Origin of the sequence: Priestia flexa NBRC 15715, assembly GCF_001591565.1 — a bacterium.
GTDB lineage: Bacteria > Bacillota > Bacilli > Bacillales > Bacillaceae_H > Priestia > Priestia flexa.
This window is the reverse complement of the sequence record NZ_BCVD01000048.1, coordinates 1-25,497: the sequence shown is the minus strand read 5'-3', so window position 1 is coordinate 25,497 and position 25,497 is coordinate 1. Positions and strand designations below refer to the sequence as shown.

21 protein-coding genes and 2 pseudogenes are annotated in these 25,497 nt (G+C 36.7%); 7 read left to right on the top strand and 16 right to left on the bottom strand.

Going from position 1 to position 25,497, the window contains the following annotated elements; translation table 11 throughout:
* Nucleotides 1-46 precede the first annotated feature (46 nt).
* The 3 genes and pseudogenes from BFL01S_RS10065 to BFL01S_RS10055 form a co-directional block, all read right to left on the bottom strand.
* Nucleotides 47-403, bottom strand: a complete 357-nt coding sequence (locus BFL01S_RS10065) for an amino acid permease (RefSeq protein WP_061785600.1) — start codon at nucleotides 401-403, stop codon at nucleotides 47-49.
* 186 nt (nucleotides 404-589) lie between these two features.
* Nucleotides 590-1,987, bottom strand: coding sequence for a Na+/H+ antiporter NhaC (nhaC, locus tag BFL01S_RS10060; RefSeq protein ID WP_061785599.1), 1,398 nt, complete (start codon nucleotides 1,985-1,987; stop codon nucleotides 590-592).
* Nucleotides 1,988-2,296: 309 nt separating this feature from the next.
* Nucleotides 2,297-2,587 (bottom strand): annotated as a pseudogene (locus BFL01S_RS10055) (DUF2071 domain-containing protein); the annotation flags it as partial.
* Between the two features lie 145 nt (nucleotides 2,588-2,732).
* Here BFL01S_RS10055 and BFL01S_RS10050 point away from each other — a divergent pair.
* Entirely contained in the window at nucleotides 2,733-3,062 is a 330-nt protein-coding gene (locus BFL01S_RS10050; protein ID WP_025908915.1) for a hypothetical protein, read from the top strand.
* A gap of 33 nt (nucleotides 3,063-3,095) precedes the next feature.
* Here BFL01S_RS10050 and motB read toward each other — a convergent pair whose 3' ends face one another.
* The 7 genes from motB to BFL01S_RS10015 form a co-directional block, all read right to left on the bottom strand.
* Nucleotides 3,096-3,929: a flagellar motor protein MotB gene (gene motB, locus BFL01S_RS10045; protein WP_061785597.1), complete on the bottom strand. Its 834-nt coding sequence runs from the start codon at nucleotides 3,927-3,929 to the stop codon at nucleotides 3,096-3,098.
* Complete coding sequence (gene motA / locus BFL01S_RS10040; RefSeq protein ID WP_061785596.1) at nucleotides 3,922-4,716, bottom strand: flagellar motor stator protein MotA; 795 nt, start codon at nucleotides 4,714-4,716, stop codon at nucleotides 3,922-3,924. Before motA ends, motB begins: the two co-directional genes overlap by 8 nt.
* A 220-nt stretch (nucleotides 4,717-4,936) precedes the next feature.
* Nucleotides 4,937-5,602 (bottom strand): hypothetical protein, encoded by a 666-nt coding sequence (locus BFL01S_RS10035; protein ID WP_061785595.1) that lies wholly within the window; start codon nucleotides 5,600-5,602, stop codon nucleotides 4,937-4,939.
* Between the two features lie 99 nt (nucleotides 5,603-5,701).
* Complete coding sequence (locus BFL01S_RS10030) at nucleotides 5,702-6,952, bottom strand: cytochrome P450 (RefSeq protein WP_061785594.1); 1,251 nt, start codon at nucleotides 6,950-6,952, stop codon at nucleotides 5,702-5,704.
* Between the two features lie 147 nt (nucleotides 6,953-7,099).
* Entirely contained in the window at nucleotides 7,100-8,596 is a 1,497-nt protein-coding gene (locus tag BFL01S_RS10025; protein ID WP_025909157.1) for an aldehyde dehydrogenase family protein, read from the bottom strand.
* Between the two features lie 306 nt (nucleotides 8,597-8,902).
* On the bottom strand, nucleotides 8,903-10,297 hold the full coding sequence (locus BFL01S_RS10020; RefSeq protein WP_025909158.1) for an L-cystine transporter: 1,395 nt from the start codon (nucleotides 10,295-10,297) through the stop codon (nucleotides 8,903-8,905).
* 195 nt (nucleotides 10,298-10,492) lie between these two features.
* Entirely contained in the window at nucleotides 10,493-10,861 is a 369-nt protein-coding gene (locus BFL01S_RS10015) for a hypothetical protein (protein WP_025909159.1), read from the bottom strand.
* 248 nt (nucleotides 10,862-11,109) lie between these two features.
* Between BFL01S_RS10015 and BFL01S_RS10010 the strand changes: the two genes are divergently transcribed.
* Complete coding sequence (locus BFL01S_RS10010; protein ID WP_025909160.1) at nucleotides 11,110-12,507, top strand: M28 family peptidase; 1,398 nt, start codon at nucleotides 11,110-11,112, stop codon at nucleotides 12,505-12,507.
* Between the two features lie 44 nt (nucleotides 12,508-12,551).
* On the opposite strand, the gene BFL01S_RS10005 is transcribed toward BFL01S_RS10010, so the two are convergent.
* Entirely contained in the window at nucleotides 12,552-13,913 is a 1,362-nt protein-coding gene (locus BFL01S_RS10005) for an IS4 family transposase (protein ID WP_061785593.1), read from the bottom strand.
* Between the two features lie 367 nt (nucleotides 13,914-14,280).
* Between BFL01S_RS10005 and BFL01S_RS10000 the strand changes: the two genes are divergently transcribed.
* Nucleotides 14,281-15,756: a potassium/proton antiporter gene (locus BFL01S_RS10000; RefSeq protein ID WP_025909161.1), complete on the top strand. Its 1,476-nt coding sequence runs from the start codon at nucleotides 14,281-14,283 to the stop codon at nucleotides 15,754-15,756.
* A gap of 16 nt (nucleotides 15,757-15,772) precedes the next feature.
* Here BFL01S_RS10000 and BFL01S_RS09995 read toward each other — a convergent pair whose 3' ends face one another.
* Nucleotides 15,773-16,549, bottom strand: a complete 777-nt coding sequence (locus BFL01S_RS09995; protein ID WP_061785592.1) for a polysaccharide deacetylase family protein — start codon at nucleotides 16,547-16,549, stop codon at nucleotides 15,773-15,775.
* A gap of 328 nt (nucleotides 16,550-16,877) precedes the next feature.
* Between BFL01S_RS09995 and BFL01S_RS09990 the strand changes: the two genes are divergently transcribed.
* Together BFL01S_RS09990 and BFL01S_RS09985 are read left to right on the top strand one after the other, a co-directional pair.
* A complete protein-coding gene (locus BFL01S_RS09990; RefSeq protein WP_025909163.1) occupies nucleotides 16,878-17,396 on the top strand; it encodes a hypothetical protein in 519 nt (172 codons plus the stop codon).
* Between the two features lies 1 nt (nucleotide 17,397).
* Nucleotides 17,398-18,036 carry a DUF8580 domain-containing lipoprotein gene (locus tag BFL01S_RS09985; protein ID WP_025909164.1) on the top strand — a complete coding sequence of 213 codons (639 nt, stop codon included), beginning with the start codon at nucleotides 17,398-17,400 and terminating at the stop codon, nucleotides 18,034-18,036.
* On the opposite strand, the gene BFL01S_RS09980 is transcribed toward BFL01S_RS09985, so the two are convergent.
* The 3 genes from BFL01S_RS09980 to ltaS all read right to left on the bottom strand — a co-directional run bounded on the left by BFL01S_RS09980 (nucleotide 18,031) and on the right by ltaS (nucleotide 21,945).
* Nucleotides 18,031-19,173 carry a toxic anion resistance protein gene (locus tag BFL01S_RS09980; RefSeq protein WP_061785591.1) on the bottom strand — a complete coding sequence of 381 codons (1,143 nt, stop codon included), beginning with the start codon at nucleotides 19,171-19,173 and terminating at the stop codon, nucleotides 18,031-18,033. The two genes, BFL01S_RS09985 and BFL01S_RS09980, sit on opposite strands and share 6 nt — an antisense overlap.
* A 13-nt stretch (nucleotides 19,174-19,186) precedes the next feature.
* Nucleotides 19,187-19,825, bottom strand: coding sequence for a 5-bromo-4-chloroindolyl phosphate hydrolysis family protein (locus BFL01S_RS09975; protein WP_025909166.1), 639 nt, complete (start codon nucleotides 19,823-19,825; stop codon nucleotides 19,187-19,189).
* 188 nt (nucleotides 19,826-20,013) lie between these two features.
* On the bottom strand, nucleotides 20,014-21,945 hold the full coding sequence (gene ltaS, locus BFL01S_RS09970; protein ID WP_061785590.1) for a lipoteichoic acid synthase: 1,932 nt from the start codon (nucleotides 21,943-21,945) through the stop codon (nucleotides 20,014-20,016).
* 648 nt (nucleotides 21,946-22,593) lie between these two features.
* On the opposite strand from ltaS, the pseudogene BFL01S_RS09965 reads away from it, so the two are divergent.
* Nucleotides 22,594-23,160 (top strand): annotated as a pseudogene (locus tag BFL01S_RS09965) (phytoene desaturase family protein); the annotation flags it as partial.
* Nucleotides 23,161-23,221: 61 nt separating this feature from the next.
* On the opposite strand, the gene BFL01S_RS09960 reads toward BFL01S_RS09965, so the two are convergent.
* Nucleotides 23,222-23,980 (bottom strand): SDR family NAD(P)-dependent oxidoreductase, encoded by a 759-nt coding sequence (locus tag BFL01S_RS09960; RefSeq protein WP_061785589.1) that lies wholly within the window; start codon nucleotides 23,978-23,980, stop codon nucleotides 23,222-23,224.
* 114 nt (nucleotides 23,981-24,094) lie between these two features.
* On the opposite strand from BFL01S_RS09960, the gene BFL01S_RS09955 reads away from it, so the two are divergent.
* Complete coding sequence (locus BFL01S_RS09955) at nucleotides 24,095-25,465, top strand: MATE family efflux transporter (RefSeq protein ID WP_061785588.1); 1,371 nt, start codon at nucleotides 24,095-24,097, stop codon at nucleotides 25,463-25,465.
* Nucleotides 25,466-25,497 lie beyond the last annotated feature (32 nt).

The window sequence follows — 25,497 nt, the reverse complement described above, 5'->3', positions numbered from 1 at the left end:
CTTTTCTTACTTTGCCTCACTTTGATCTGTATATACGTTTAATCCTTTACGTCGTCTCCAATAATAAACTGCATAACATAGCAGTGGTAACAACCCAAGTTAACCAATATAACCACCCTACAGCAAATCCTGTTTCAGGTCCAATAAACTTTGTCGCATAGACCTGAAATGAACCCGAATGTGGCATAGCTACGCTCAGCTCACCTAAACACAGCATCACCAAATACATAATAAAACCACCGACCAAGTAAGTGAGCATCGCTCCTCCCGGCCCTGCTTGTCCGATTGTATAACCAGAACTTAAAAATAACCCTGTTCCAATTACACCTCCGAGTGAGACCATAAATAAGTGACGACTTTTCATCGTCCGCTTCAGATCATTTTGTCCTTCATGTTGTGCCATTAACTTCACTTCTTTCCTTCTATCTTTCCCAACATTCTTTTACTCGCTTTTCGTTCTAGTTGTTTGACTAAAAGCAAGTATTACTATCAGAATCATTGTTTGATTATAAAATTTTTCTGGTTTTTTACAACATTTCATGAATACAAAATAGAAAGCTAACGTTTTCAAATAAAAAACGCTAGCTTTTCAGCTAACGTTCTTATTTTCATCTATTGTATACCAAATAAATTTTCCAGTATAACCATAAATAATAGCAATAATAATAGAAACAAAGCTTAACCACATAAACGGTAGATAAGCAAACGTTGATACACCTAGGATCGTTGTTAAGAAAATACCATTATCGGTCCATGGAACCATACCTGAGGTTAACGTTCCACCTACTTCAGAGTTACGCGCTAATACAAGTCGATTGATTTTTAAACGATCATAGCTATCTTGCATAATCTTTGGCGTTAAGATAAGCGATACGTACATAGCGCAACCGAAGATATTTCCTAGTAGACCTGTAAAAATCGTAGCTGTCGTGACGTTCCCGGCATTTATTAAAAATTGTTCAAATTTAGAGAGAAGTACTTTTAGTACACCTAACTCTTCCAGCAGGCCACCAAAGCCTAATCCAAAAATAATAACAATAATTGAACCAACCATACTCTCAATTCCACCGCGGTTTAGCAATTCTGTTATAAAGGTGATGTCTGACTCGATGGAAAATCCGCTGTAAGCTGTATGAAAAGCAGTTGATAAGCTTAAATCTTGAAAAAGGACTCCCCATACTACACCAAGTAAAGAACCCACTGCAATTGATGGTAGTGACGGCTTTTTTAATGCTAATAAAACAATAACAACAACCATTGGAACAAGCATCCACACATTAATTTGGAACACATCGTGTAAAGATGATTTTAAAAACTCTACTCGCTCACTATCAAAGTTGTTACCACCGTACATAAATCCAGCAATGGTAAACAAAATAGATGTAACAATATAAGCTGGAATATCTAAGTAAAGCATTGCTCGCACATGAGCAATTACATCCACTTTTGCCATGGAAGCAGACAAGATTGTACTATCAGATAGTGGAGATAGCTTGTCTCCGAAATATGCTCCAGAAATAACTGCCCCAGCTACGAGCGGTAGAGGCATTCCCATTCCTTCCCCTATCGCCATCATTGCAATACCTGCTGTTCCTACTGTGCCCCATGATGTACCCGTTGCAACAGAAGTGATTGAACAAATAACTAAAGTAGCTAATAAAAAGAACGTAGGGTTAATAAACTCTAAGCCGTAGTAAATTAATGATGGAACAATCCCTCCAGAGATCCATGTTCCAATTAAAGCTCCTACTGCTAATAAAATCAGAATCGCTTCTAACCCGTTCCCAATCCCTTTTGTAATCGCTTTCTGTAAAAAATCATATTTATACCCTAAGCGAATACCTAACGCAATAACAATAAACCATGAAATAAAGAGCGCTAGCTGGATGGGAAGTTCGAAAATGAGTGCGAATGAAACAACAACCGCTAGAAATAAAAGTAACACGATCATAATTTCACCAATTGAAGGTAATCTTGGTGTTTTCAAAATCAAATCCCCCTAAACTTATGACTTGAATACTAGATGGCTGCAGGATGTAAAAGCGCACACATCTTTTGATAAAAATGTATAATTCGAACAAATTTATGTAAATATACTTTCAATTCATTTACCTTTTCACATCTAAAAAGGCCATTTTTATCCCATGTAATATTCACTATTTTCACAAGGCAAATAGTACCACAACCTCACAGGCTCGTTCAAGCCTTTATTTATATCGATTTCTTCACATTTTTTGAAAAGAATAAAAATACGTAACAAGATGTTGTGCATAATGCACAATTGTTTCATCTTTATTTATTGGTAGATAGGCTGTCGTAATCGTATTTTTTTCATAGAATAGTGTCCATCTTCTAAAATCCAGGGTTGATGAAAAAGCTTTCCTCGAAAAACTTTCTGTTTGTGCACCGTAAAGAGACGATCTCTATCCGTTAACCACTCATCAACGGTCCCTTCTTTTGTATAATAAGGAGCAGATATAGGCTTATACGTCAGCAAAATTTCTTTATGTTGAAATCCTTTATGCTTTCTTCTGCATTGAAATTCAGTCAACTCCCCACGTTTGTTAACCATTATGTCGGCATGTAGATAAGGTAAATGATTTCAAACAGTCTTTCTTTAGTATACACTCGCATTATTTTTAAAATTACGAAGGCTTGTCCATTTACTACTTCTAAATTTTATTCCCTTGCATACTACTAATTAATAACGAGTAAAAAGGAGTGACTTAGGTATGATGCTATATGACTTGCACAATAAGCTTTATTATCAAGTGTTCAATTCAGCTCAACCTAAAATGACCGATTCACACCAAGGAAGAAGCTGGGGGTACGTAAAGAAGCTTGTGAACGGCAAACCAATTAAGTTTTGGCTAGACTATACGTGGGGACGCTTTATGTATTTTAGCTATAATGAGAAATGGTATCGAGTTGAATACCTGCAAGCAAATGATAAAAAGCAGGTGTCTGATTTATTTAATGGTGCCTTAATTGACTTAATTTTAGAGGGAGAAGAGCTTAATTTAGTACGCGGAACTTATGAAAATCGACGTCTTTTATTATAATAAAAAAATAAAAACACGGATTAAACCGTGTTTTTACTCATTTTCTGCTGTTGTTGTCCGAGGTGTGATTAAAATTTCTACCCGGCGGTTTTTCTTTTTGCCTTCCTCAGTGTCATTGGAGGCTACCGGCTTAAATTCACCAAAGCCCTTTGCACTGAACATACTTGGGTTTAAGCGATTGTTTTCTAGAATAACCTTCATAAAGTTAATTGCTCTCATAACACTAAGCTCCCAATTTGATTGAAAGCCGGCGTTGCGTATCGGTACATTATCAGTATGACCACTAATGATAATATTACGAGGAGGGTCCATTACAAGCAAATTTGAAATTTCTTTTGCTAGACGTATATCTTCCGGTCGAACATCAGCTCTTCCAGATGCAAAAAAGACGTTATCCCGAATCGAGATTAGTAACCCTTCATCTGTTAATGAGGTTTGCAACTTGTCTTTAATTCCATTCTCTTCCATATATGCATTTACTTTTTGTTGAACAGTTAACAGCTCTTGCTGGTCGGCATCGTGAGCAATTTTCTGCTTTTGCTCTTCCGTTAACGGCTTTTCTCCTTCTTTTTCACTAGGATCCATTCCGCTATCTCTTGCTACATTTTTTTCCGTTGGGTCTTCAGCCGGGAGGTTTTCTTCTTTTGGAGTAGGTGGTGTTTGAAACTCTAACACACCTGTTCCCCCTTCAAACGTTGCATTAAACGCTTTTGATAAGGCTTGAAACTTTTGAGCATCAACAGAACTTATGGCAAACAAAACGATAAATAACGCAAGTAATAGCGTTAATAAATCCGCATACGGTAATAGCCAGCTCTCGTCAACATGAGCGTCCTCTTTTTGTTTCTTTGAACGCTTTTTACTCATTTTCAGCCACTTCGCTTTCCTGCAATAGCTTCTTACGCTCAGCTGTTGGTAAATAAGATGCCAGCTTTTGTTCAATCATTTTTGGTGTTTCACCTTCTAGTAAAGACAGAACGCCTTCGATCATCATATATTTAACCTTTGCTTCTTGCTTAGATTTACGTTTTAATTTGTTAGCAAATGGATGCCAAAAAACGTACCCCGTAAAAATACCTAGTAGTGTTGCAACGAAAGCAGCGCTGATAGCATGCCCTAAACTAGTTGTGTCAGCCATGTTTCCTAAAGCAGCAATTAACCCAATGACTGCTCCAAGTACCCCTAAACTCGGTGCATATGTACCTGCTTGTGAAAAAATAGCTGCGCCAGCCTGATGGCGGTCTTCCATTGCTTCAATCTCTTCAGATAACACGTCTCTAATGTAATCTGCGCTTTGCCCATCAATTGCTAAATTTAATCCATTTTGCAAGAAAGGGTCTTCCACATCAGCTGTTTTTGCTTCTAATGATAATAACCCTTCTTTTCGAACAACTTGTGCCCATTCAGAAAACATAAACACAAGATCTTTTGGTGTAGCCATCTTTGGCTCTTTAAAAAGAACGCCAAATAACTTAGGTACCCTTTTTATTTCACTTGTTGGAAACGCAATGACTACCGCTCCGATTGTTCCTAGAACAATGATTAAAATGGCCGCAGGGTTCATTAAAACAGCTGGGCTAACACCTTTAAGAAACATTCCTATCATTAGTGCAACCAATGCTAAAATCAAACCAAAAAAAGATGTTTTATCCATTTCTATGTCTCCTATCTTTGTCCGCTCAGTGCATCGTGATTTTAGTGTATCTGCTTTTTATTTCGACATTTAAAACGAATTTTTGAATGTTTTTTTGTTTTTCTTAAAATAAATATCAATGTCAGGATGTTTTCATAAGGATTTAAAGACCTGCATAAGATAGCAATTTCATTATAAAAAGACTTTCTGCTTTTAGTGATGAACCAAGAGCAGAAAGCCTTCATACATATTTTTTATATTTATTTTTCACTTTGCGATACAAGCGATAGACGTGTCTTGTTAGATTCAATAAAGATGGTGAAATAGCAAGATGGTACTTTTTTATAATAGGCACATAGATTTTGTGATAAGCTTTCACCAAATCCGTCCACTTTTTATCAATGCCTTTTTTATAGAAATCAGAAATATCAACTACGTATCCGCGCCCTTCCTTCATCATTACGTTTTTCCCATGAACATCAAAGGGATTGAGCCCTCTTGATTTAGCATAAGCTAATGCGTCATTTACATCATCTATAACCGTTAACGGAATTATAACGCGCTTTTGAACAGCTTCATATAGTGTAATGCCTTGCAGCCTCTTTAGAATTAAGTAGTGATCTGTATAATAATAAAGCTGAGAATAAGCAGGATGTTTTCCTAATTTCTTATAGACATTTGCTTCTTTTTTTACCTCTTCAAATGACCGACTGTATACCTTCACTACTAGACCTTCATATAAAGGGTGATAAAAAACGGCTGCATAGTTGCCTTTTCCAATTAAAATCCATTCACCAGGTACATATTCGACTATAACAGGGTCATGTTCATTTTCACTTTTAATAATTAAGTTAGGCAATAAGGATGTTTCAACAAGTTCAATAAATTGATTGGGTAGTTTATCCATAAGCTCCTCTATCTGTACCTTTCATAATAGATGCACTTAATGATAGATTTCAATGAGTTTAATGTCAATACGTTCATATATCAATAATGAAAAAGCATCTTATAACGAGGTTACTATCGGTGATTTGTCTTTTGTCACAACAATAGAAAAAGGCTCTTTCATCTCCAATAAAATCTCTCCTTTTGGATGAATAATGGACCGCACTTTTTTTATATTAAATGATGTTACTAACGGGAGGGTAATAGCTTTTACCATGGTCATAACATATTCCACTTGAGCTTCGGTTTCTGCAATCATGCCAAACGGTAAGTAAAGGTGTTGTGGTATATCGACGTTTAAATCTAAACAAAAACGCTCAGGTAAAAACTCATTAGGCTCTAAGAAATAAGCTTCATTACGATGGAGGCTATAAGGACTAATAAAAATCGTTTCATTTTTTTTAAAGAGATAGTTATCCACCTGAACAGCTTCTACCGCTTGTTTACCAAATAACCAAATCGGAGGATAGAGCCTCAGCGACTCTAAAATAACCATACGCATATATTCATCTTGCTCCTGACCTTTTAGCAACTGGATATGTCGTAGAATATCCTGATGCTCACAAAACGTATACATCAGCCAACTACATGCATTGCGAATTAAGTCGTACGTAATAAAGAATCGCTGAAGAATGTCACCTTCACTTTCATTATCAAGTACATTGTAAACATTATTTTGTTCACAAGTTGACCTGTGATTGTAAAGAGATTGAAGGCATGAAAAAACACCTGCTATAGCGTGTGCCTCTATTGGATTTCGCTTTCCAAGCTTTGGGATCGGCACCTTTATCATCGAAGGTTGATGTCTCTTAGTCCGCAACTCAGCCAGTTTTCGTAAGTGTCCTGTCAAATCATGCTTGTTGGCTACGCCAAAAAAGCTGTGTGCTAATAAACAGAGCGCCAAATCTTGCACTTCTTCATTGAATACTTTTAGATCTCCACTTTCCCATAAAGATATATGGGATTGCACGATCGTACGATGCTCAATTCGAAAGGTAGAAAAATGTTTTTTCACAAAGGAACCCTTGACATTTGGCACCCCCGTTGAAAAATTAAATTCATATAAGTCGTGAACCTGTAGTGTTCGAACAACATTTTTAATCCCTACATCCACAAAACTATTGGCATTTGTGAAAACAACATCTTTTACCATTTGCGGATTCGTTGTTAAGTAACATCGTCGATGACCTAGCCGAAAGCTTGTTGCCTCGCCATATTCACTAAGATGTCGTAAAAACAAAAGCGGATTTTCTTGAAAATCTTTCAAATGGCCTGTCATACGATAAGTCGACGGACCCTGTATTCCTTTCATACGCATCACTTCTTTCTATGGAATTAGTAGTTACTAATTACTTCCGCAAAATACTAGATGGTTTATGCAACGTATAATAAAAAAGAGTAGTCCACTAAAGACTACTCTTTTTCACAAATAGATATGCTAATGTTTCTGAAATTGTTTTTAAGATTCCATATTAACCCATACACTTTTTACTTCTGTATAGTTATCAAGCGCATAGCTACCCATTTCTCTTCCAATTCCAGACTGTTTATATCCGCCAAACGGACTAGCTGCATCAAATACATTGTAGCAGTTCACCCAGATTGTTCCGGCTTTGATACCGTGAGCTACATAGTGAGCTTTCTTCAAATCTTGCGTCCAAACGCCCGCTGCCAATCCATATGTCGTATCGTTTGCCTTGGCAATTAAATCATCTAAATCATCAAAAGGCATCGCTGCAACAACAGGGCCAAAGATTTCTTCTCGTGCAATTGTCATGGAATGATCAACATCAGCAAAGATTGTTGGTTCCACAAAATATCCTTTTTCAAACGGCAGCGAACCTCCTGTTAAGATTTCAGCTCCTTCTTCTACACCTTTATCAATATATGATTTGACTCGCTTCTGCTGCTGTGCAGATACAAGCGGGCCCATCGTTGTATCTTCTATTAATCCATTACCCTGTTTAATCACCTTAGACTGTGCCACTAAGTCTGCTATTACATTATCATATAATTTTTTTTGTACGTATAACCGACTTCCCGCACAACAAACTTGTCCTTGGTTGAACATTACACCCGCCAATGCTCCTGGAACAGCTTTTGATAAATCTGCATCAGGTAAAATGATATTTGGAGATTTACCTCCAAGCTCTAACGTAACTTTCTTTAAAGTTTCACTCGCTTGCTTCATAATCGACTTTCCAACCGCAGTTGATCCCGTAAAGGCAATCTTATCTACAAGCAAATGATTAACAAGTGGTTCACCTGCTGTTTTACCGAAACCTGGAACGACATTTAGCACTCCTTTAGGAAAGCCCGCTTCCTCAGCAAGACCTGCTAGATAAAGAGCTGATAAAGGCGTTTGTTCTGCTGGTTTTAGTACAATTGTACAACCGCTAGCTAACGCAGCACCCAGCTTCCATGCTGCCATGAGCAGCGGGAAATTCCAAGGGATAATTTGCCCAACCACTCCTAGTGGTTCATGACGCGTATAGTTAAAGTATGCTCCTTGTACAGGAATAGTTTGTCCAACAATTTTTGTTGTCCAACCAGCATAGTATCTAAAATGTTCAATAGCTAAAGGAATATCTGCATTTGATGTTTCACGAATTGGTTTCCCATTATCGAGCGTTTCTAATTGAGCAAGTTCAAGTTTGTGTTCTTCCATGAGGTCAGCAAGCTTATAAATCAAACGACTTCTTTCCGCTGCAGACATTTTTGTCCACGGTCCTTTATCAAAAGCTTCACGAGCTGCTAACACAGCACGGTCAATATCTTCAGCATTTGCTTCAGCTACATCTGCTAACTTTTCACCAGTTGCAGGGTTTACTGTTTCAAACGTCTTTCCAGATGCCGACTCCACCCACTCACCGTTAATATAAAGCTTCTTTACACCTTGTAAAAATTGCTTCAGTTTTGGACTTACTTCAACTTGTTTTGCTCCAATATTTTGCATCAAATCCATACCTCCTTCAATTTTAGAAAGCGTTACCAATAATTAGTTTACACTACCCTTTTCAAAAAAATCAACCGATATGTCATATTATTTAGAAATTTTAATCTTCTCACAAAGAAAGAGAGTGAGACATAATTAAATGTTTCCTTCTCAAAGACCGATCATGACGTTTCTACAATCGTTAAGCTGTAAGAACAAGTTCGTTCAAAATGTTTTCCAAACAAAAAAATATCCGAGCTATCGAAAGTAGTTAACTCACGATAGTTCGGATAAATCATTGACCGAAATACTTATGTCCCAGCTTTTTTATGCTTCTGCCGTTTCAGGCGAAATTGTTTTATCATTATAAACTGTTGTATCTAATTCTTTTGTTACTTTACTTGTTATAACACCTGCTGTCATACTTCCGCTGACGTTCAATGCTGTACGCCCCATGTCGATCAGAGGTTCTACTGAAATAAGAAGTCCTGCAAGTGCAACTGGTAAGTCTAGTGCAGATAAAACAAGAAGTGCCGCGAATGTTGCACCTCCACCAACACCTGCTACTCCAAATGAGCTAATAGCTACAATAGCAATTAGTGTGGCAATAAACGATGGTGATAAAGGATTAATACCAACTGTTGGTGCAATCATAACGGCTAGCATTGCTGGATAAATACCCGCGCATCCATTTTGACCAATTGATAAACCAAATGACCCTGCGAAGTTTGCAATTCCTTCTGGAACGCCAAGCTGTCTCGTTTGTGTGTTCACATTTAGCGGTAAAGCCCCTGCACTTGTACGAGATGTGAAAGCAAATGTTAAAACTGGAAATGCTTTTTTTACATACATAATCGGGTTAACACCGACAAGCGTTAGTAAAAGTAAGTGAACAGCAAACATTGCTCCTAACGCTACATAAGACGCAATAACAAATTTACCAAGCTTCACGATAGCATCAATATCGCTCGTAGCGATTGTCTTTGTCATGATGGCTAATACACCATATGGCGTTAAGCGTAAAATTAATGTAACAACGCGCATTACAATTGCATAAATCATATCAATAACCTTTGAAAAAAGAGCTGCTTCTTCTGGCTTTTTACGCTTTACGCCTAAATAAGCAATTCCGATAAATGCAGCAAAAATAACCACTGCGATTGTTGAAGTTGGTCGTGCTCCTGTTAAATCTAAAAATGGATTCGCAGGCAACAATTCAATGATTTGTTGTGGAATTGTTTGGGCTTGCATTCCTGACAAATTCTCCTCTAATGCTGCTCCACGCTCGGTTTCAGCTGCTCCTTGTTCAATCTGAACAGCTTCTAAGTTAAATCCCGTTGTTGTCACAATCCCAATTGCTGCTGCAATGGCTGTTGTTCCAACTAAAATCCCAATAATTAAACCGCTGATTTTCCCAATGTTACTCGTTAATTTTAAGCGAGTGAATGCGGCCACAATCGAAACTAACACAAGTGGCATAACGATCATCTGAAGAAATTTCACATAACCGCTACCAACAATACTAAACCAATCTGATGTTTGAGCTGTCACTTCTGAAGTTGGTCCATATACCAATTGAAGAGCAAATCCAAATACAATTCCAAGTCCTAGAGCAGTGAATACACGCTTTGAAAATGAAACGTATTTTTTTTGCATCATATATAAACCAGCGATTAATGCCAGCATGATAATGATGTTAAGAATAACTAATAATAAAGTCAAAATAATTCCTCCTACAACACTTTCCAAATATAAGTCTCCTTTATTTATATTATAAGAATTCCAATAAGTCAACTCGGTTTTTGTGTTTTTTACGATTTTTCACTCTAATTGCTCGCCAATTTTTATATTTATCATCGTTAAAGCTTTAGCATACAAAAAAACATCCCTTTGTAACGGGATGTTTCGCATATGTATTTACATTTCATACAGTTCGTTTAGCCATCTAACAAATAAATGCTTTGGGAGCTCTAAGTAGTGTAAATCTGTATACTGTATATCAGACAGCGTTGTCCCCCTTGACATATAATAATACCACTGCCAACCAATATCTTTTGCAATGGCATACGACCTTGCCAAGTCTTGGCGCGCATCAGGTTGTTGCATATCACTCATCCACTGCTTTTCATCTGCATCGTATTCATAATAATGTAACGTAAATTTATCACACCAATAAGCGAGCTCTTGATGCGAAAACATATTTTCATCATCACAAACTTGTAACAGTAACATTCTTAGATTCTCAGGCGTATATGGCAATATAATCTTTTGACATGCATCTCTCATTCTTTTACCCTTCCTGCTTCACTTATTTCTTTTATTACATCATGTCCATGAAACTTTATCAATAAGAATTCGATAACGGTTTGATTACTTTTCTTTTACAACCTCTTCTCAATTTTATAATTTCAGACATAAAAAATAGCATTTTACCTTAAAACATTCAAACTAAATAGGAATATTTACCCTTTTTTTATTTTTGGGAATATTATAAATTTTAAGTTGTATCTATAATTTCCCAAAGGAGGAACACAATGAAAAGAACAAAAAAGACAATTGTATCCGTTGCTCTAGCAACAAGCTTAGCCCTTTCAATATCTAGTACATATACTGCAGCTGCTCCTGCTACTCAGGCTTCAGCGAGTCAAGCTTACAATGCGGTAGATAAAAAGGTGCTCAACAAAATTAATGTAGATAACATCTACAATGATATTGAATATTTAGCAAAAACGCCTCGCGTAGCTGGAACTGCAGCTGAACATAAAGCAGCTTGGTATATTCAAAAGAAATTAAAATCATTTGGTTATAAAGCAAACGTCGAGCCATTTACATTCGTTGGCTATACAGAAGCATCTAAAGTTGAACTTTCAGCTGATGGGACAAGCTATTCACCTAGCGCTTTCACATATAGCATAAACGGTAATGTAAGCGCTGAAGTTGTTGATGCTGGCCTTGGAACAAAAGAAGAGTTAACGAATCAAGACTTGACAGGCAAAATTGCACTGATTCAACGTGGCTCTATTAGCTTTGGTGAAAAAGTATTAAATGCAGCTGAAAAAGGAGCCAAAGCCGTTATTATTTATAATAATGCTGACGGTGAGTTAAACGGGACGCTTGGTGGAGCTAATGATGGTTATGTACCAGCTGTAGCTTTACCAAAAGCGGAGGGTGAACAGCTTCTTGAAAAAATAAAAGCAGGCAATCTAACAGCTACTGTAAATATTGAAGGTGCTGAAGTTAGTGAGCGTATTTCATATAACGTAACCGCAACAAAATCACCAACTGAAAAAAAACGCAACACGGATGATATCATCGTAATTGGGGCTCATCATGACTCAGTTGAGGGTGCGCCTGGTGCAAACGACGACGCATCTGGAACAGCAATGGTCATTGAATTAGCTCGCGTATTAAAGTCTCTACCAACAGATACGGAGCTACGCTTTGTAACGTTTGGAGCTGAAGAACTTGGCTTAATTGGTTCTCAAGAGTACGTGGATGGTTTATCTCACGATGAGAAAGATCGTATCGTTGGTATGTTTAACTTAGATATGGTTGGGAGCCGCGATGCTGGTGATTTAGTATTAAAAACAGCAGATGGAAAAGCTAACTTTGTAACAAAATTAGCTCAGGCGTCAAGCTTGCGCCTAAATGGTGCGGCTACTCCATATTCAGAGGGTGGACGCAGTGATCATGTTCCGTTTGCAGAAGCAGGCATTCCTGCTGCACTATTTATCCATGATCCAGCTGAACCATGGTACCATACACCAGAAGATAGCATTGACAAAATTAGTAAAGAAAAACTTCAAGATGTCGCTGAAATTGTGGGAACTGCCGTGTATGATCGCGCTCGACCAGATCATAAAGGACCAAAAACACAAAAAGGAAAACCATTTAAAGCACCTGAGCTTTATTACCAGCAAGATCTTAAATAATAATGAGAGAACTCGGTTATATAACCGGGTTCTTTTTTATTAACTCAACTTTCGCACACTGAAATAGGAAGGTAGACCTTGATGTAATTAGGTAAGCCTGCAATCCAGTGTTGTAGTTGACATTGAATTAACTTTTGAATCCTTTTGTTACTTTCTTTTAGGACATCTTGAAGAAGCTCTAGTAGCTGTCCTAGTGCGACAGCCCAATCGAGATCACTAATTTCATCGCAAAGATCATAAAATAGACCACCTAATGTCCGTTGGTCTGTGCTACAACGGTTCTGCCAAGAGAGGACAATGTATCTAGTAAAGACGATTGTTGTATGACAAATTAAAGAGTCATACGAACGACCTTGAAACTCCTTTTGTAGCTTTAATAAGGATTTTGTTGTTTTGAAAAAGACTTCAATGTCCCAACGAATTCCGTAGATACGAATGATTTCTTGTTCACTTAAGCTGCAATCGGTACTTAAAATCGCTAACCATTCACTTTTTTTATTACGGTTACGGACAAATACAATTTTAACTGGTACTCCATTGGCTTGTGTCGTTTGAATAGACCGTAGAATTCCTTTCTTTCCTTGAACGGGTGAAGCTAATGAATAGAGTTCCTTCAAACTAACCTTTTTACCTTTCATCAGGTAACGTTGCTTTAAATTTTTCACCATGCCAATGACATCAAGACCTTGATCTGTGATCTCCTTAATAAGGGGTTGATGTGTAAACCACGTATCCATCAGCACATAAGTGGCTTCGATACCTGAGTTCATTGCCCGTTGAATCATCGTTGGAATTTGTTCAGGTGCCGTTTGTAAAGCTTCTAAACGGCGCTTATATCCAGAACTGCGCTTGTCAATGTTCTGTGACACTCCATTGATGACACTGTTTTTAGAGCTCAATAAAGAAAAGTCTACAGGCATAAACGTTGTACCGTCAGACCATCCCAATGTAAGCATACGAAAGCCTTTGTAGAAGCGCATTTTTTGAGAAGCGTGGTCAAAACAACGCGCAAGAAGTTCAACCGATTTACTTCGATTTTTATCATAAGATGAATCATCAACAATCAACACTTTGATACGCTCATGATTTGTAAGCTTACTTACTTTTTCAATCGAGTGTGCGCTTAATAAAAGCAGAAACCTTCTCCATGAATAAGTGGAACGGTTCAAAAAACGATAGACCGCATCTTTAGCTGGAATATCGGTAGATTTCTTACTTTCAAGTGTTCGAAACCAGTTTTTGTTTTCAAAGATCAAACAGAAAATGAGCTGAAATAAATAAGCACAGGTAAAGCCAAAAGACTTGGTAATCCCAGCTTTTCTAAGATGTTTCAATACTTTTAGTTCTTTAAAAGTAGATTTTATTTCATTTGGTAGTTGCTTAGATTGGTCATGATTCGCTATCATATAGAGGACACCTCTTCTGTATGGAATGTTTGATTCTCGACAAATCAACTATACCAAACGGATAGGTGTTTTTTCATGCATTTTTATGTGTCAATGATAGTACTTGAATGACATCGGCAACTACAGCTAGATGAATTTATAGCACATTTATCGATGCGAAAGTTGAGTTATTAAAAAATACTGAAGCATAATAATCTCTTCTATTCTGACGATTATGGTATACTTTTATTGATACAGCTTCTTTTTTGCTGTAGATTTGGTTATTATAAGGAGGAATATAATGAATTTGACGTTTATTAGCAGCTTTTCATCCGTTATCCATTCAAAAGTAAATTCAACTTAATTATGAAAAAGAGGTGAACAATCATTGAGTTTTACGATTGACAATTTAATTTTCCTTTTATCCATTCTTCTAGTTACGGGAGTCTTAACAGCAAAATTCTCTTCGCGTTTAGGTCTACCTTCCCTCGTACTGTTTATTATTGTTGGTATGATACTCAGTCATTACGTCTACTTTGACAACGCTCTTTTAGCACAAGGTGTCGGAGTAATTGCTCTCATTATCATTCTATTTGATGGTGGTATTCAAACAAAGTGGACCGACGTCAAAAGCGTCGTTCGCCCTTCTATTTCTCTTGCTACATTAGGAGTTTTAATTACAACTGTTGTAACCGGTGTATTAGCAAAGTACATTTTGGATGTTACTTGGCTAGAAGGCTTATTATTTGGAGCGATCGTTGGATCTACTGACGCTGCAGCCGTCTTTTCTGTTTTAGGATCTAAAAACATTCGTCAAAAGCTCACGTCAACTCTAGAAGCAGAGTCAGGTTCAAATGACCCAATGGCGATTTTCTTAACTGTTTCAATTATTGAACTAATCCAAGCACCTGAATCACCTATCTTTACTCTTTTCCTCGACTTTTTCTGGCAAATGGGAATGGGGTTACTAATGGGATTAGTGCTCGGAAAAGCTTCCGTATGGATTATCAATCGCATTAATTTAGATTCATCCGGTCTTTACCCAGTATTATCTCTTGCTTTAGCAGCTTTAACATATGGCGTCACTGCTTTTATTGGAGCAAGTGGATTGCTAGCTGTCTACATAATGGCTGTTATTATCGGAAACTCCCATTTAACATATCGTCATGCAATTGTACGCTTTAATGAAGGTTTTGCATGGATGATGCAAATTCTTATGTTTATTATTTTAGGTCTACTCGTCTTTCCAAAAGAGCTTATTGAGGTTACATGGCAAGGTATCTTATTGTCGTTTTTATTAATGCTCGTTGCTCGACCATTAGGTGTTTTCATCAGCATGCTTTTCACTAAATATACAATGAAAGAGCAGCTATTCATTTCGTGGGGAGGACTAAAAGGAGCCGTTCCAATTGTTCTAGCTACATATCCAATGATGGCTGGCCTTGAAAATAGCACACTTATCTTTAACGTGGTATTCTTCGTTGTTCTTACTTCTGCGTTATTACAAGGAGCAACCATTTCTCCGTTAGCCAATTACTTGAATTTCTCAGATGGTGAAAAAGAAGTGGTTCCACACAGTTTAGAACTTGTTTCGATGGGCAAAACCAATAATGAAATGATTGAGCTAAAGCTGGTTCCAGATGCCGCAATCTCTGGAAAATCACTTGAAGAACTTCCCTTGCCAGAAGATGTTTTAATTACGGCTGTTATCCGTGAAGAAAAGCTAATTACACCTCGCGGAAATACTAAAATCTTTTCTGGCGATACTCTGTACGTTCTTGTTTCTAAAAAGAAACGCGAGCGCGTTACGGAATATTTCCAAAAGAAAAAAACCTCTCTCGAAGAGGATGTATCTACCCCTTAAAAAACAAAGGCATCTCCTATTTTAAAGGAGTGCCTTTGTTTTTGTTTTCCTTTTGCATTAAATAAAGCGATTCGTAGTTTGGATGATGCTTCAAAAGCTCTGAAATTGTGACAAAACGATATCCTTTTTCCTTTAGCTCAGGCAGTATTTGTTTCAGTGCTTGAACCGTTTGCATGCGATCCCCCCCTGTATCGTGAAACAAAACGATGTCGCCAGAGCTTGCATTTTTCAGAACTTGATGAACAATTTTGTCTACACCAGGGTTTCTCCAATCAAATGTGTCTTGATGCCATGACCATAATACAACAGTATACTGCTGATTTTCAGCTGCTTTCACCACTTTATCATCATAGTAACCAGTTGGTGGCCTAAAAAGATAGGGTTTAATACCCGTTATCTGCTGAATTTTGTCATCAGCCTTTTCAATCTCATCTTCTATTTTTACAGTATCTTTACCACGAACTTCTAAGTGACTATACGTATGATTTCCAAGTTCATGCCCTTCTTTAACCTCTCTTTTAGCAATTGTAGGATATTGAGTAACTCGGTCACCTAAAACAAAGAATGTAGCTTTTGCATTGTATTCTTTTAATAAATCTAGAATGAGTGGCGTATACGTTGGATCAGGTCCATCATCAAACGTTAATGCAATAATCTTTTCTTCACTTGTTGGAATTTCCCAAACAATATCACCTTTTTTTTCATAGTAAAAGCGGCTTTTCTTTGCTGCTTGTCCGTTCGATGCACCTGTGAAAAAGAGAAGTGCGCAAAGAAGCAAACAACCTTTTTTCATACGCTTACCTTCTTTCTTGTTTCTCTATTTGATCTTGCTCTAGTTGTGATATGACAATGGCTCGTAAGTCATTCTCAAAAAATGATTCACTGCATACATACGAATGCTTTGACAACTCCTCTTGTTTCGACTTTTGATTCACTCGACATCCACTCTCTTTCTTTTTAGAATGTTCTTTTAGGTTCTCCCAAATAAATGAAAACAAATCGATAAAAACAACCGTATTGCGTTTACTTTTAATGGAATGGGGAAAAATGTAAGAAATTGAACACTATACTCATTGAAGGGTTGATTTTGACAATTTCACTATAGATAAAGGAGACTGTATATGATCTATCGAATAGTAATAGTAGCTCTGTTTATCTTTACACTTAGTGCGCTTCAAACAAAAACGAACATATTGCCTTTAGCAAGTGAGCAAGAAAACGCTAGAAAAGGTACGTCCAGTCATCAAGGCTTTTCAATAAATGTATTACCTGACTATGAATTACAAAAAGAAGAAGAAGGAAAAGACATTATTTTCTCTACGCATTCACCTCATACTTGGATGAGAATTCAAGTCTTAGAAGTCGATACAGCAAATAAACTTACGTCGGTTAATACGGCTACATCTACTTTTGAAGAACAATTCGGAAAAGCTAAAATGATTGCCGATCAGCACCATATTAAGAAGCCACTCATTACTGCTTTTGAAGCCTACACTGATCAAGAAAAAGCGGCCTTATATATCGTAAAGGCTCCTAGCAAAGCACAAATACTAGTTATTATAACTAATATTAAAAAACATTCACCTGATGAACAAGAATTGTTTACTATGATTAATAGCATTCAATTAAAGGAGAGATAGTGTGCAAAAATATTTGTTAGTTCTGTTTACAGCAATTATGCTGACGGCTTGTGGAACAACACAAGAAAACTCTAAGTCCCATAATTCTTCTCATAGTACAAGTGATCAAGCTCCAAAAGAAAAAACATCAAAAGAATCCTCAGACACTTCATCTGATGAACAAACCATTCGTCTTCTTGAACAGATGATGGCGTATGAAAACGAAGGTATGCAAGAAGAAAAAATGGGGTTTTTAAAAACTAGTGAAAACCAAAAATATTCTTTATATGTCTTAGAAGGGTATACGTTTACAGAAGAAGAACCACGAAAAGATGTTATTTACTACGATGCTAACGATAAGCTGTGGATGCGTATTGAAGTTCTTCCTGATAACGTAGATTGGGACAAGGTAGAACAAGAAGCTCTAAAAGGATTAGAAGCTGTATCAACTGACGTTCAAAAAAGCTCTGTCACGTCTTATAATGAGACTTTTTCATTCCACAGTGTACATTCAGCCAGCAACGACAAGAACCGAACTACTTCATATTTAGTGAAGGCATCTGATAAGCGTCCAGCTATGCGGCTCACCATCTTCACTCCGGTTGAAACAGAAAATGTTAATGCCTTTTTAGAAATGGCTAATTCGATTGAAAATTTATAGATTCATTAGCTTTGTTTTCAAGTCAGTTTCCATTTGATACAGCTCTGCTTCTGCTTCTGTTCTTTTTGTACGACCTTCTTCTTGAATTTTTAATACTTCTTCAAGCGTAGTAATTAAATCTGATTGTGTTTGTCTAAGCGTTTCAATATTTACTATTCCTCGCTCGTTTTCTTTTGCTACTTCAATTGTATTTTGCTTTAACATTTCTGAATTACGTGTTAATAAATCATTTGTTGTTTTAGATACTTGTTTCTGAGCTTCCATTGCAGCTTTTTGTCGCAGCAGTGTAGTCGCAATTACAATTTGATTTTTCCAAAGGGGAATTGCGGTCAAAATAGAACTTTGAATCTTTTCTACAAGCGTTTGATTTACTTCTTGAATCAAGCGAATCTGCGGTGCACTTTGAACAGCAATTTGTCTACTTAACTTTAAATCATGAACGCGCTTTTCTAAACGATTAATGAATTGGCTTAAATCATTTACTTCCTGAGCCATCAAGTAATCATTTTTTGCTTTTGCTTCCTGCTGAAGTGCCGGCAACGCTTCAGTTCTAAGCGTTTCTAATCGATACTCTGCAGCTCCGATATAAATATTTAACGCATCATAAAACTGTTTATTTTTATCATACAAACTATCTAACATTGTAATATCACGATAAAGCATTTGCTTTGAACGTTCTAATTTATCCGCAATCTTATCAATTTCAACGTTAATACTTTGATATTTTGTTAATAAATTTTGAATTGGCTTTGACAAACCAGAAAATACTCTGCTGATAAATCCTTTTTTCTTCGTTGTAAAATCATCTGGATTCACCTGACGTATTTTAGACATTAAGTCAGCGATCACATCTCCAACAGGACCTGTATCTTTCGTTTGCACATGCTGTAAAACAGACTGAGAGAACTGCGAAAGCTCCGACTGTGCGGCTACTCCATATTGAAGAATAGCCTGCTGGTTTTTATAATCGATTTGTTCGGCGATTTTCTGTGCTTTTTCTTGGTATTCAGGGGCTAAGTTATTGTATGTTGAAAGCTGCTTAGCTACCGGTTGGTCAAGCTGAGTAGCCAAAGTTGGTGATGCAAACGGATCATTTAAAAGTTCATCTAGCGATTGTTTTTTTTCCACTTCTTTCATATAAACCCCACCCTTATTTCATTCGATTTATTGGCGCATATTCTTCTTCATTTTGAAAATGTTGTTTTAAAACCTTCATTTCTACATCTAAACTTAGCACATCTTGAGAAAGTGCAGAATTTAAAAGCTGGTCATACTGTGTTGACAGTTCATGTATCACATTTTCAGCCTCATGAATACTTTCTTTTACGTCAATACTTTTTGTAGGTTTAGATAATAAAAATACGTAGCGTTCAATAACCGTCACCGTTGCTTGCAAATAGTTCGTAAAAAATGGCTGAACACTTTTATAGCGCGCAGGCTCTTTTTCAACCATATCAACGATACTTTTCCCTACTCTATATAGCTTAGAAAGCTCTGTCCACATGTGAATTGATTTTAGCTTAAAGCGAGAACTGCTAATAACTTTTAATTGCTTACGTGCTTCACGAGCCTGATGCTTGATATAAGCAAGTTCTTCTCTATAAGGGTCTTTATATGCAATTCTAGCGCTTTTAAAAACGAAGAATATTGCTGTTAGTGCAGCCGTACCAAAGCTTAATAAAATGCTATCACCAATCCCTACACCAAACCCTAAATAACTAATTGGAATCGTAGCTGTACCAACAGTCCATACGATAAACAATCGTTTTAAAAATGTCACCACTTTCATGTCCGCTCACTCCTTATCGTCTCTATTTATGTTTAAAATCGTTACGTTTCACTTATTATGATAAGAATATTATACCATTTAACTCCTAGTTCTAAAATAAATTACCTTTATACGTTATATACGAACGAAGAGCAAATAAGTTTCAGTTCCCATAAAAAAGCGAAGGCATGTTTGCCTTCGCTTTTTTCTTAGTCACGCTTATTGTAATCATATTGAGAACGATCTACTGGTTTAAAGCCTTCTGGGGTATGGAAACGTAATAAGTCACCATATACAAGCTTATCGGACAGCTCAAGCTTTTGTTTTACCAGTTCGTCGTATTTATCATATTTTTTTGCTTCTTCTTCTGGTAATTGCTCACCAGTTTCGTTATTGAATACTTTTTGGTCCACTTTTGTAATCTCAGGAGTTACAAAGTCACCGTTTCTAAACGGAACAATTTCCTGGTGGTCTTTTGAAAGTAAGTCTGTACCAAAGTCAATATAGTCTTTCGTATCAATACCTAATAGGTGCATAACCGTTGGGCGAATATCAACTTGACCACCGTACGTATGCTTCACGCCACCCTCTAGACCAGGAGCATGAATGAATAGTGGTACTCGCTGTAATTGCGCTTGTTCAAAGTCACCTACATCTTTACCAAGAACCTCAGACATTGCACGCTTATGGTTTTCAGAAATACCATAGTGGTCACCATACATAACAACCATCGTGTTATCGTATAAGCCAGAAGCTTTTAAATCATCAAAGAACTGCTTTAATGCCTCATCCAAATAGCGAGACGTTTGGAAATATTGGTCAACTGATTTATCGCCTGTAGTATGCGGCTCAATTGTTTGATCTTCCTCATCTAATGGATAAGGGAAATGGTTAGATAGCGTAATAAATTTTGCGCTAAATGGTTGCTTTAATTCTTTTAAATAAGGCATAGAATCTTTAAAGAATGGCTTATCTTCTAAACCATAGTTTAGCGTATCTTCCTCATTCATATCGTAATATGCTGAGTCGAAGAATTTATCAACACCAAATGACTTGTACATTTCATCACGGTTCCAGAATGTCTTACCATTACCATGGAATACTGCATTTGTATAACCGTTTTGGCCTAAAATAGCAGATCCAGCTTGATACGTGTTATTTGCCTTTGTTGTGAAAACTGATCCTTGAGGTAATGGGAATATTGAGTTTTCTACCATAAACTCAGCATCGGATGTTTTACCTTGACCTGTTTGATGGAACACGTTATCAAAATAAAGCGTATTTTTATCATTTCTAAGTGAGTTCATAAATGGCGTAACTTCTTCACCATTTAATTCATATCCCATCATAAATGTTTGTAATGATTCAAGTGAGATATAAATTACGTTCATATCCTTAGCTTTACCAAAGTATTCTTCATTTGGCTCAGCGTAAGTTGCTTTTGCGTAGTTTTCAACCTCTGTTACGTCACTGCTGTCAGCTAGAGCTCGTTGAGCTGACGATTTCGAGCTTTGAATAATGTCATAAACTGTATAGTTATATGCACCTAAATATTTAACTAAATAGTTACGGTCAAACGTACGTGTTAAAAGCTGTGGACGATCTGTTTCTGCAATGGCAATATTTGCACTTACAACTAGAACCCCAACTAAAAATACGCTTGTTACCGTATGTTTACTAATTGTTGTAGGTAAATCAAACTTCTTCCACATTATAAGTGCAATTAAAACAAAGAAGTCAATGAAATACAGAATATCTGTTGGCTGAATTAAAGCCATTGCACTTCCACCTAATTGACCAAAGTTATTTGATTGAGTTAAAACAGGTACTGTAATGAAGTCATTAAAGAATCGATAGTACACAACGTTTGCGTACAAAATAAATGATAATAAGAAGTTAATACCTAGTAATGCTCGTACCTTTCCTCTCCCTTTAAATAGTAAGGCAAAAGCAAAAAAGATAATTGCTGAACCGAGTGGGTTCATAAATAGTAAAAACTTTTGGATAAAATTCTCAAGACTTAAATTAAATTCAATTTGATAAACGGCATAAGTTTTAATCCAAAATAACAATACTGCAACTAAAAACAACGGTAATTGCTTAACAAAAATGTTTTTTCCGTTTGTCATGAGCTGTTTCATATTCCCACCTCTATATCTATTTGAAATTTGAGCTCATTTATTTTAGACGTAAATCTGGATGGATGTTAGTCTAAATTCGTAAAAAGAAATCTCCCTTACAAAAACTGTAAGAGAGCTAAACTGTTCTTTCACATTTTAACTCTTTAAAAAAAATTGTCAACACTCTTGCTGTATATTTTATTGAAAACATGAAAAAATAACTAGTTCATTGCTTCTTCTATTTATATGCCCAGCCTGTACAAACATCTACTTAAAAATAAATTTATCCTTATGTTCAATTTATATTTTTCTCAAGCTTTTTATCACCATTATGTTAAGTTTGCCATTCCTACACACTGACAATACGCTGGACACCATGAATTCTATATCTTATGCCATTCCATTTTTTTCTTAAGAAAAAGGACTTCTTGTTCTTTCATTGAAATACTATTCTAAATGTCGTTGTTATGACTGGTACATCATCTATAACTTAGAGGATCGAGAAGAAGAAAACAACCGAGTAGTTTTACTTCCGGTTTCTTTACCCAAATAGATTTGAAACGAAACAGTTGTAAATCATTTTGTTTCACGCCATATGCTTACACAAAATTACGTTTAAGTATATATAGAAAGTAAGATGATGGTTCATAACGAAATGATTTCAAAACCAACAAAAAATACGAGCAGCTTGCTCACCATAACTTCTTTTTCTCAAAAAATCAACAGCAAGAATTTGATACGATTTTTAATGAAGGTGAAATTGCTTCAGATCCAACGATTTATATTGGTGTTTCATCTAAATCTGACGTGACACAAGCGCCCGAAAGAAAAGAAAACTTATTCATTTTAACGCACGTTCCTTCATTAAAAGAAGGTGAAGACTGGAACGTTATTGAAGAACAATACCGAGATGTCGTTCTTACCAAACTTGAAGCGATGGGTCTTGAAGGCCTACGTGATAGCATTGAATTTGAAGAAAGGTTCACACCAAACACCATCCAGCAGCTATACGGCGCAAATGGAGGCTCTATATACGGCGTAGCAACCGATCGTAAAAAGAACGGTGGTTTTAAAATCCCTGCTCGTAGTCAAATTCTATCAAATTTATACTTTGTTGGTGGTTCTACTCACCCTGGCGGTGGCGTTCCGATGGTCACTCTATCGGGGCAGCTAACTGCTGATGCAATTAATGAAGATTTTCAGTTACCTTCTATTAATAAAAAGCATATCGGATAATAATGATGAAAAGCCCACACACCTGCTCAGATTAAAGAGCTGGAATGCAGGCTTTTTGCTATTAAAAATTCATTTTTGACTGCCCGCCATCTACATTTAAGCTTGCTCCAACAATCCACGAAGCTTTTTCAGATGCTAGAAAAACCACAGCGTTAGCTACTTCTTCCACGGTTCCAAAACGACCTGCTGGAATTTCATTTTTTACAAACTGATTAATTTTTTCAGGATTTTCTTCTAACCGTTTCTTCCAATTACCCGTTTCATGTAGAATACTTCCAGGCGCAATGCTGTTAACGCGTATGCCATAGGAAATCATTTCATCCGCAAATGACTTAGTAAAGCTAATTAAAGCAGACTTGGCGTTATTATACGTTACTTTACCTCCGCTTTCTCGGCCAAAAATAGATGTAATGTTTACAATGGAACCTGCTTTTCGTTCTTTCATATACTCTGCTGCAAGCTTGCTTAAATGAACCGCAGAAAAGTAATTAAGCTCCATCGCTTCATAAAACAATGATAAATTTGTTTCTAGCGCTTGCCCTCCATTGCTTCCGCCTGCATTGTTAATTAAAATGTCGATACCTTGAAAATCTTTTACGACATTTTCAATCAATTGAATGCGCTCGTCTTGTTTCGTCACATCTACTTTATATGTACGGATGTTGGTAAATTTCTGACTTAAACGCTCTAAGTCATCTTCACCTCGAGCTGCAACCGCAACATCTGCTCCTTCTTCTGCAAAGAGCACAGCAATTGCTTGACCAATCCCTTTCGTTCCACCTGTTATGAGCACCTTTTTACCTTTTAAATTTAAATCCATTATAATGCCTCCTTGTTTTTATTTAATAGTAATATATTAACTATTCTTTCGCAAAAACAAGCCTCATCGTGATATAATTTTTCTCGTGTGAACTTGACGGATAGGAGTACAAACATGAATCAAACATTCTCTAAAACGGAAAAAATGAAGCAGTTTTTATTTATCTTATTACCTATTTTGATGACGCAGTTCGGTATGTTTTCAATGAGCTTCTTTGATACGATGATGTCGGGTCGTGTAGGAGCAGATGATTTAGCAGGAGTTGCTATTGGCTCAAGCCTTTGGATGCCTGTATTTACTGGACTAAGTGGTATTTTAATGTCCGTAACTCCTATTGTAGCTCAGCTGATTGGGGCTGATAAAAAGAAAAATGTCGCTTTTACAGTTGTTCAGGGACTATATGTTTCAATTATCATGGCCTTAATTGTTATTGTTATTGGATTCTTTGTCGTAAACCCCATTTTAAACGCTATGAATCTAGATTCAAACGTAGCTCGGATTGCGTTAGATTACTTAGTGGCGTTATCAATTGGTATTTTTCCTCTATTCATTTATACCGTGTTACGTAACTTTATTGATGCACTGGGTCAAACAAGAACATCGATGTTTATTACCCTTCTTGGCTTGCCTATTAACGTTGCGTTAAACTACTTATTGATTTTCGGAAAATTTGGTTTCCCTAAGCTTGGAGGCGTTGGAGCTGGATATGCTACGGCTATTACTTATTGGTGCATTTTGCTCGTGGCAATTTGGATTATCACCAGAAAAGATCCTTTTCAATCATTTCAGGTATTTCGTACATTTTATAAACCCGCTTGGCCTTCATTTAAAGAAATACTTGGGATCGGCATTCCAATTGGATTTGCTATCTTTTTTGAAACAAGTATCTTCTCAGCCGTTACATTGTTTATGAGCGCATATGATACGGTGACAATTGCTTCTCACCAAGCAGCAATAAACTTTGCATCGTTTCTGTATATGATTCCGCTCAGCATTTCAATGGCCTTAACAATTGTTGTAGGATTTGAAGCTGGTGCTAAGCGTTTTGAAGATGCAAAGATGTACAGTCGTATCGGTATTTTACTTGCCGTTTGCTTAGCTCTTTTAGGTGCAGTCTTTTTATTTTTATTTAAAGAAAAAGTAGCTGCTTTATACACAACAGATTCCAAAGTGTTGGCATTAACAACTCATTTTTTAATTTATGCGGTCTTTTTTCAATTATCGGATGCAATTCAAGCACCGATTCAAGGGGCTCTGAGAGGATATAAAGATGTGAACATTACCTTTTTTATGGCGTTGATTTCATATTGGGTAATTGGTTTACCACTAGGATATATATTGGCAAATTATACAGGACTTGCAGCTTTTGGATATTGGATTGGACTGATTAGTGGTTTGGCTGTAGGTGCAATTGGATTAAGCTATCGGCTTAAGACGATTCAAAAGCGCTTTATTTCATCAGCCCAGGCTTCGAAAACTGCATAATAAAAAAGAACGTCCAATGACGTTCTTTTTTT

Excerpts from the sequence above, each read along its gene's own strand:
- BFL01S_RS10065 (WP_061785600.1), bottom strand. The coding sequence starts at position 403 with ATGGCACAACATGAAGGACAAAATGATCTGAAGCGGACGATGAAAAGT.
- BFL01S_RS10050 (WP_025908915.1), top strand. The coding sequence starts at position 2,733 with ATGATGCTATATGACTTGCACAATAAGCTTTATTATCAAGTGTTCAAT.
- motB (WP_061785597.1), bottom strand. The coding sequence starts at position 3,929 with ATGAGTAAAAAGCGTTCAAAGAAACAAAAAGAGGACGCTCATGTTGAC.
- motA (WP_061785596.1), bottom strand. The coding sequence starts at position 4,716 with ATGGATAAAACATCTTTTTTTGGTTTGATTTTAGCATTGGTTGCACTA.
- BFL01S_RS10035 (WP_061785595.1), bottom strand. The coding sequence starts at position 5,602 with ATGGATAAACTACCCAATCAATTTATTGAACTTGTTGAAACATCCTTA.
- BFL01S_RS10030 (WP_061785594.1), bottom strand. The coding sequence starts at position 6,952 with ATGAAAGGAATACAGGGTCCGTCGACTTATCGTATGACAGGCCATTTG.
- BFL01S_RS10025 (WP_025909157.1), bottom strand. The coding sequence starts at position 8,596 with ATGCAAAATATTGGAGCAAAACAAGTTGAAGTAAGTCCAAAACTGAAG.
- BFL01S_RS10015 (WP_025909159.1), bottom strand. The coding sequence starts at position 10,861 with ATGAGAGATGCATGTCAAAAGATTATATTGCCATATACGCCTGAGAAT.
- BFL01S_RS10010 (WP_025909160.1), top strand. The coding sequence starts at position 11,110 with ATGAAAAGAACAAAAAAGACAATTGTATCCGTTGCTCTAGCAACAAGC.
- BFL01S_RS10005 (WP_061785593.1), bottom strand. The coding sequence starts at position 13,913 with ATGATAGCGAATCATGACCAATCTAAGCAACTACCAAATGAAATAAAA.
- BFL01S_RS09995 (WP_061785592.1), bottom strand. The coding sequence starts at position 16,549 with ATGAAAAAAGGTTGTTTGCTTCTTTGCGCACTTCTCTTTTTCACAGGT.
- BFL01S_RS09990 (WP_025909163.1), top strand. The coding sequence starts at position 16,878 with ATGATCTATCGAATAGTAATAGTAGCTCTGTTTATCTTTACACTTAGT.
- BFL01S_RS09980 (WP_061785591.1), bottom strand. The coding sequence starts at position 19,173 with ATGAAAGAAGTGGAAAAAAAACAATCGCTAGATGAACTTTTAAATGAT.
- BFL01S_RS09975 (WP_025909166.1), bottom strand. The coding sequence starts at position 19,825 with ATGAAAGTGGTGACATTTTTAAAACGATTGTTTATCGTATGGACTGTT.
- ltaS (WP_061785590.1), bottom strand. The coding sequence starts at position 21,945 with ATGAAACAGCTCATGACAAACGGAAAAAACATTTTTGTTAAGCAATTA.
- BFL01S_RS09960 (WP_061785589.1), bottom strand. The coding sequence starts at position 23,980 with ATGGATTTAAATTTAAAAGGTAAAAAGGTGCTCATAACAGGTGGAACG.
- BFL01S_RS09955 (WP_061785588.1), top strand. The coding sequence starts at position 24,095 with ATGAATCAAACATTCTCTAAAACGGAAAAAATGAAGCAGTTTTTATTT.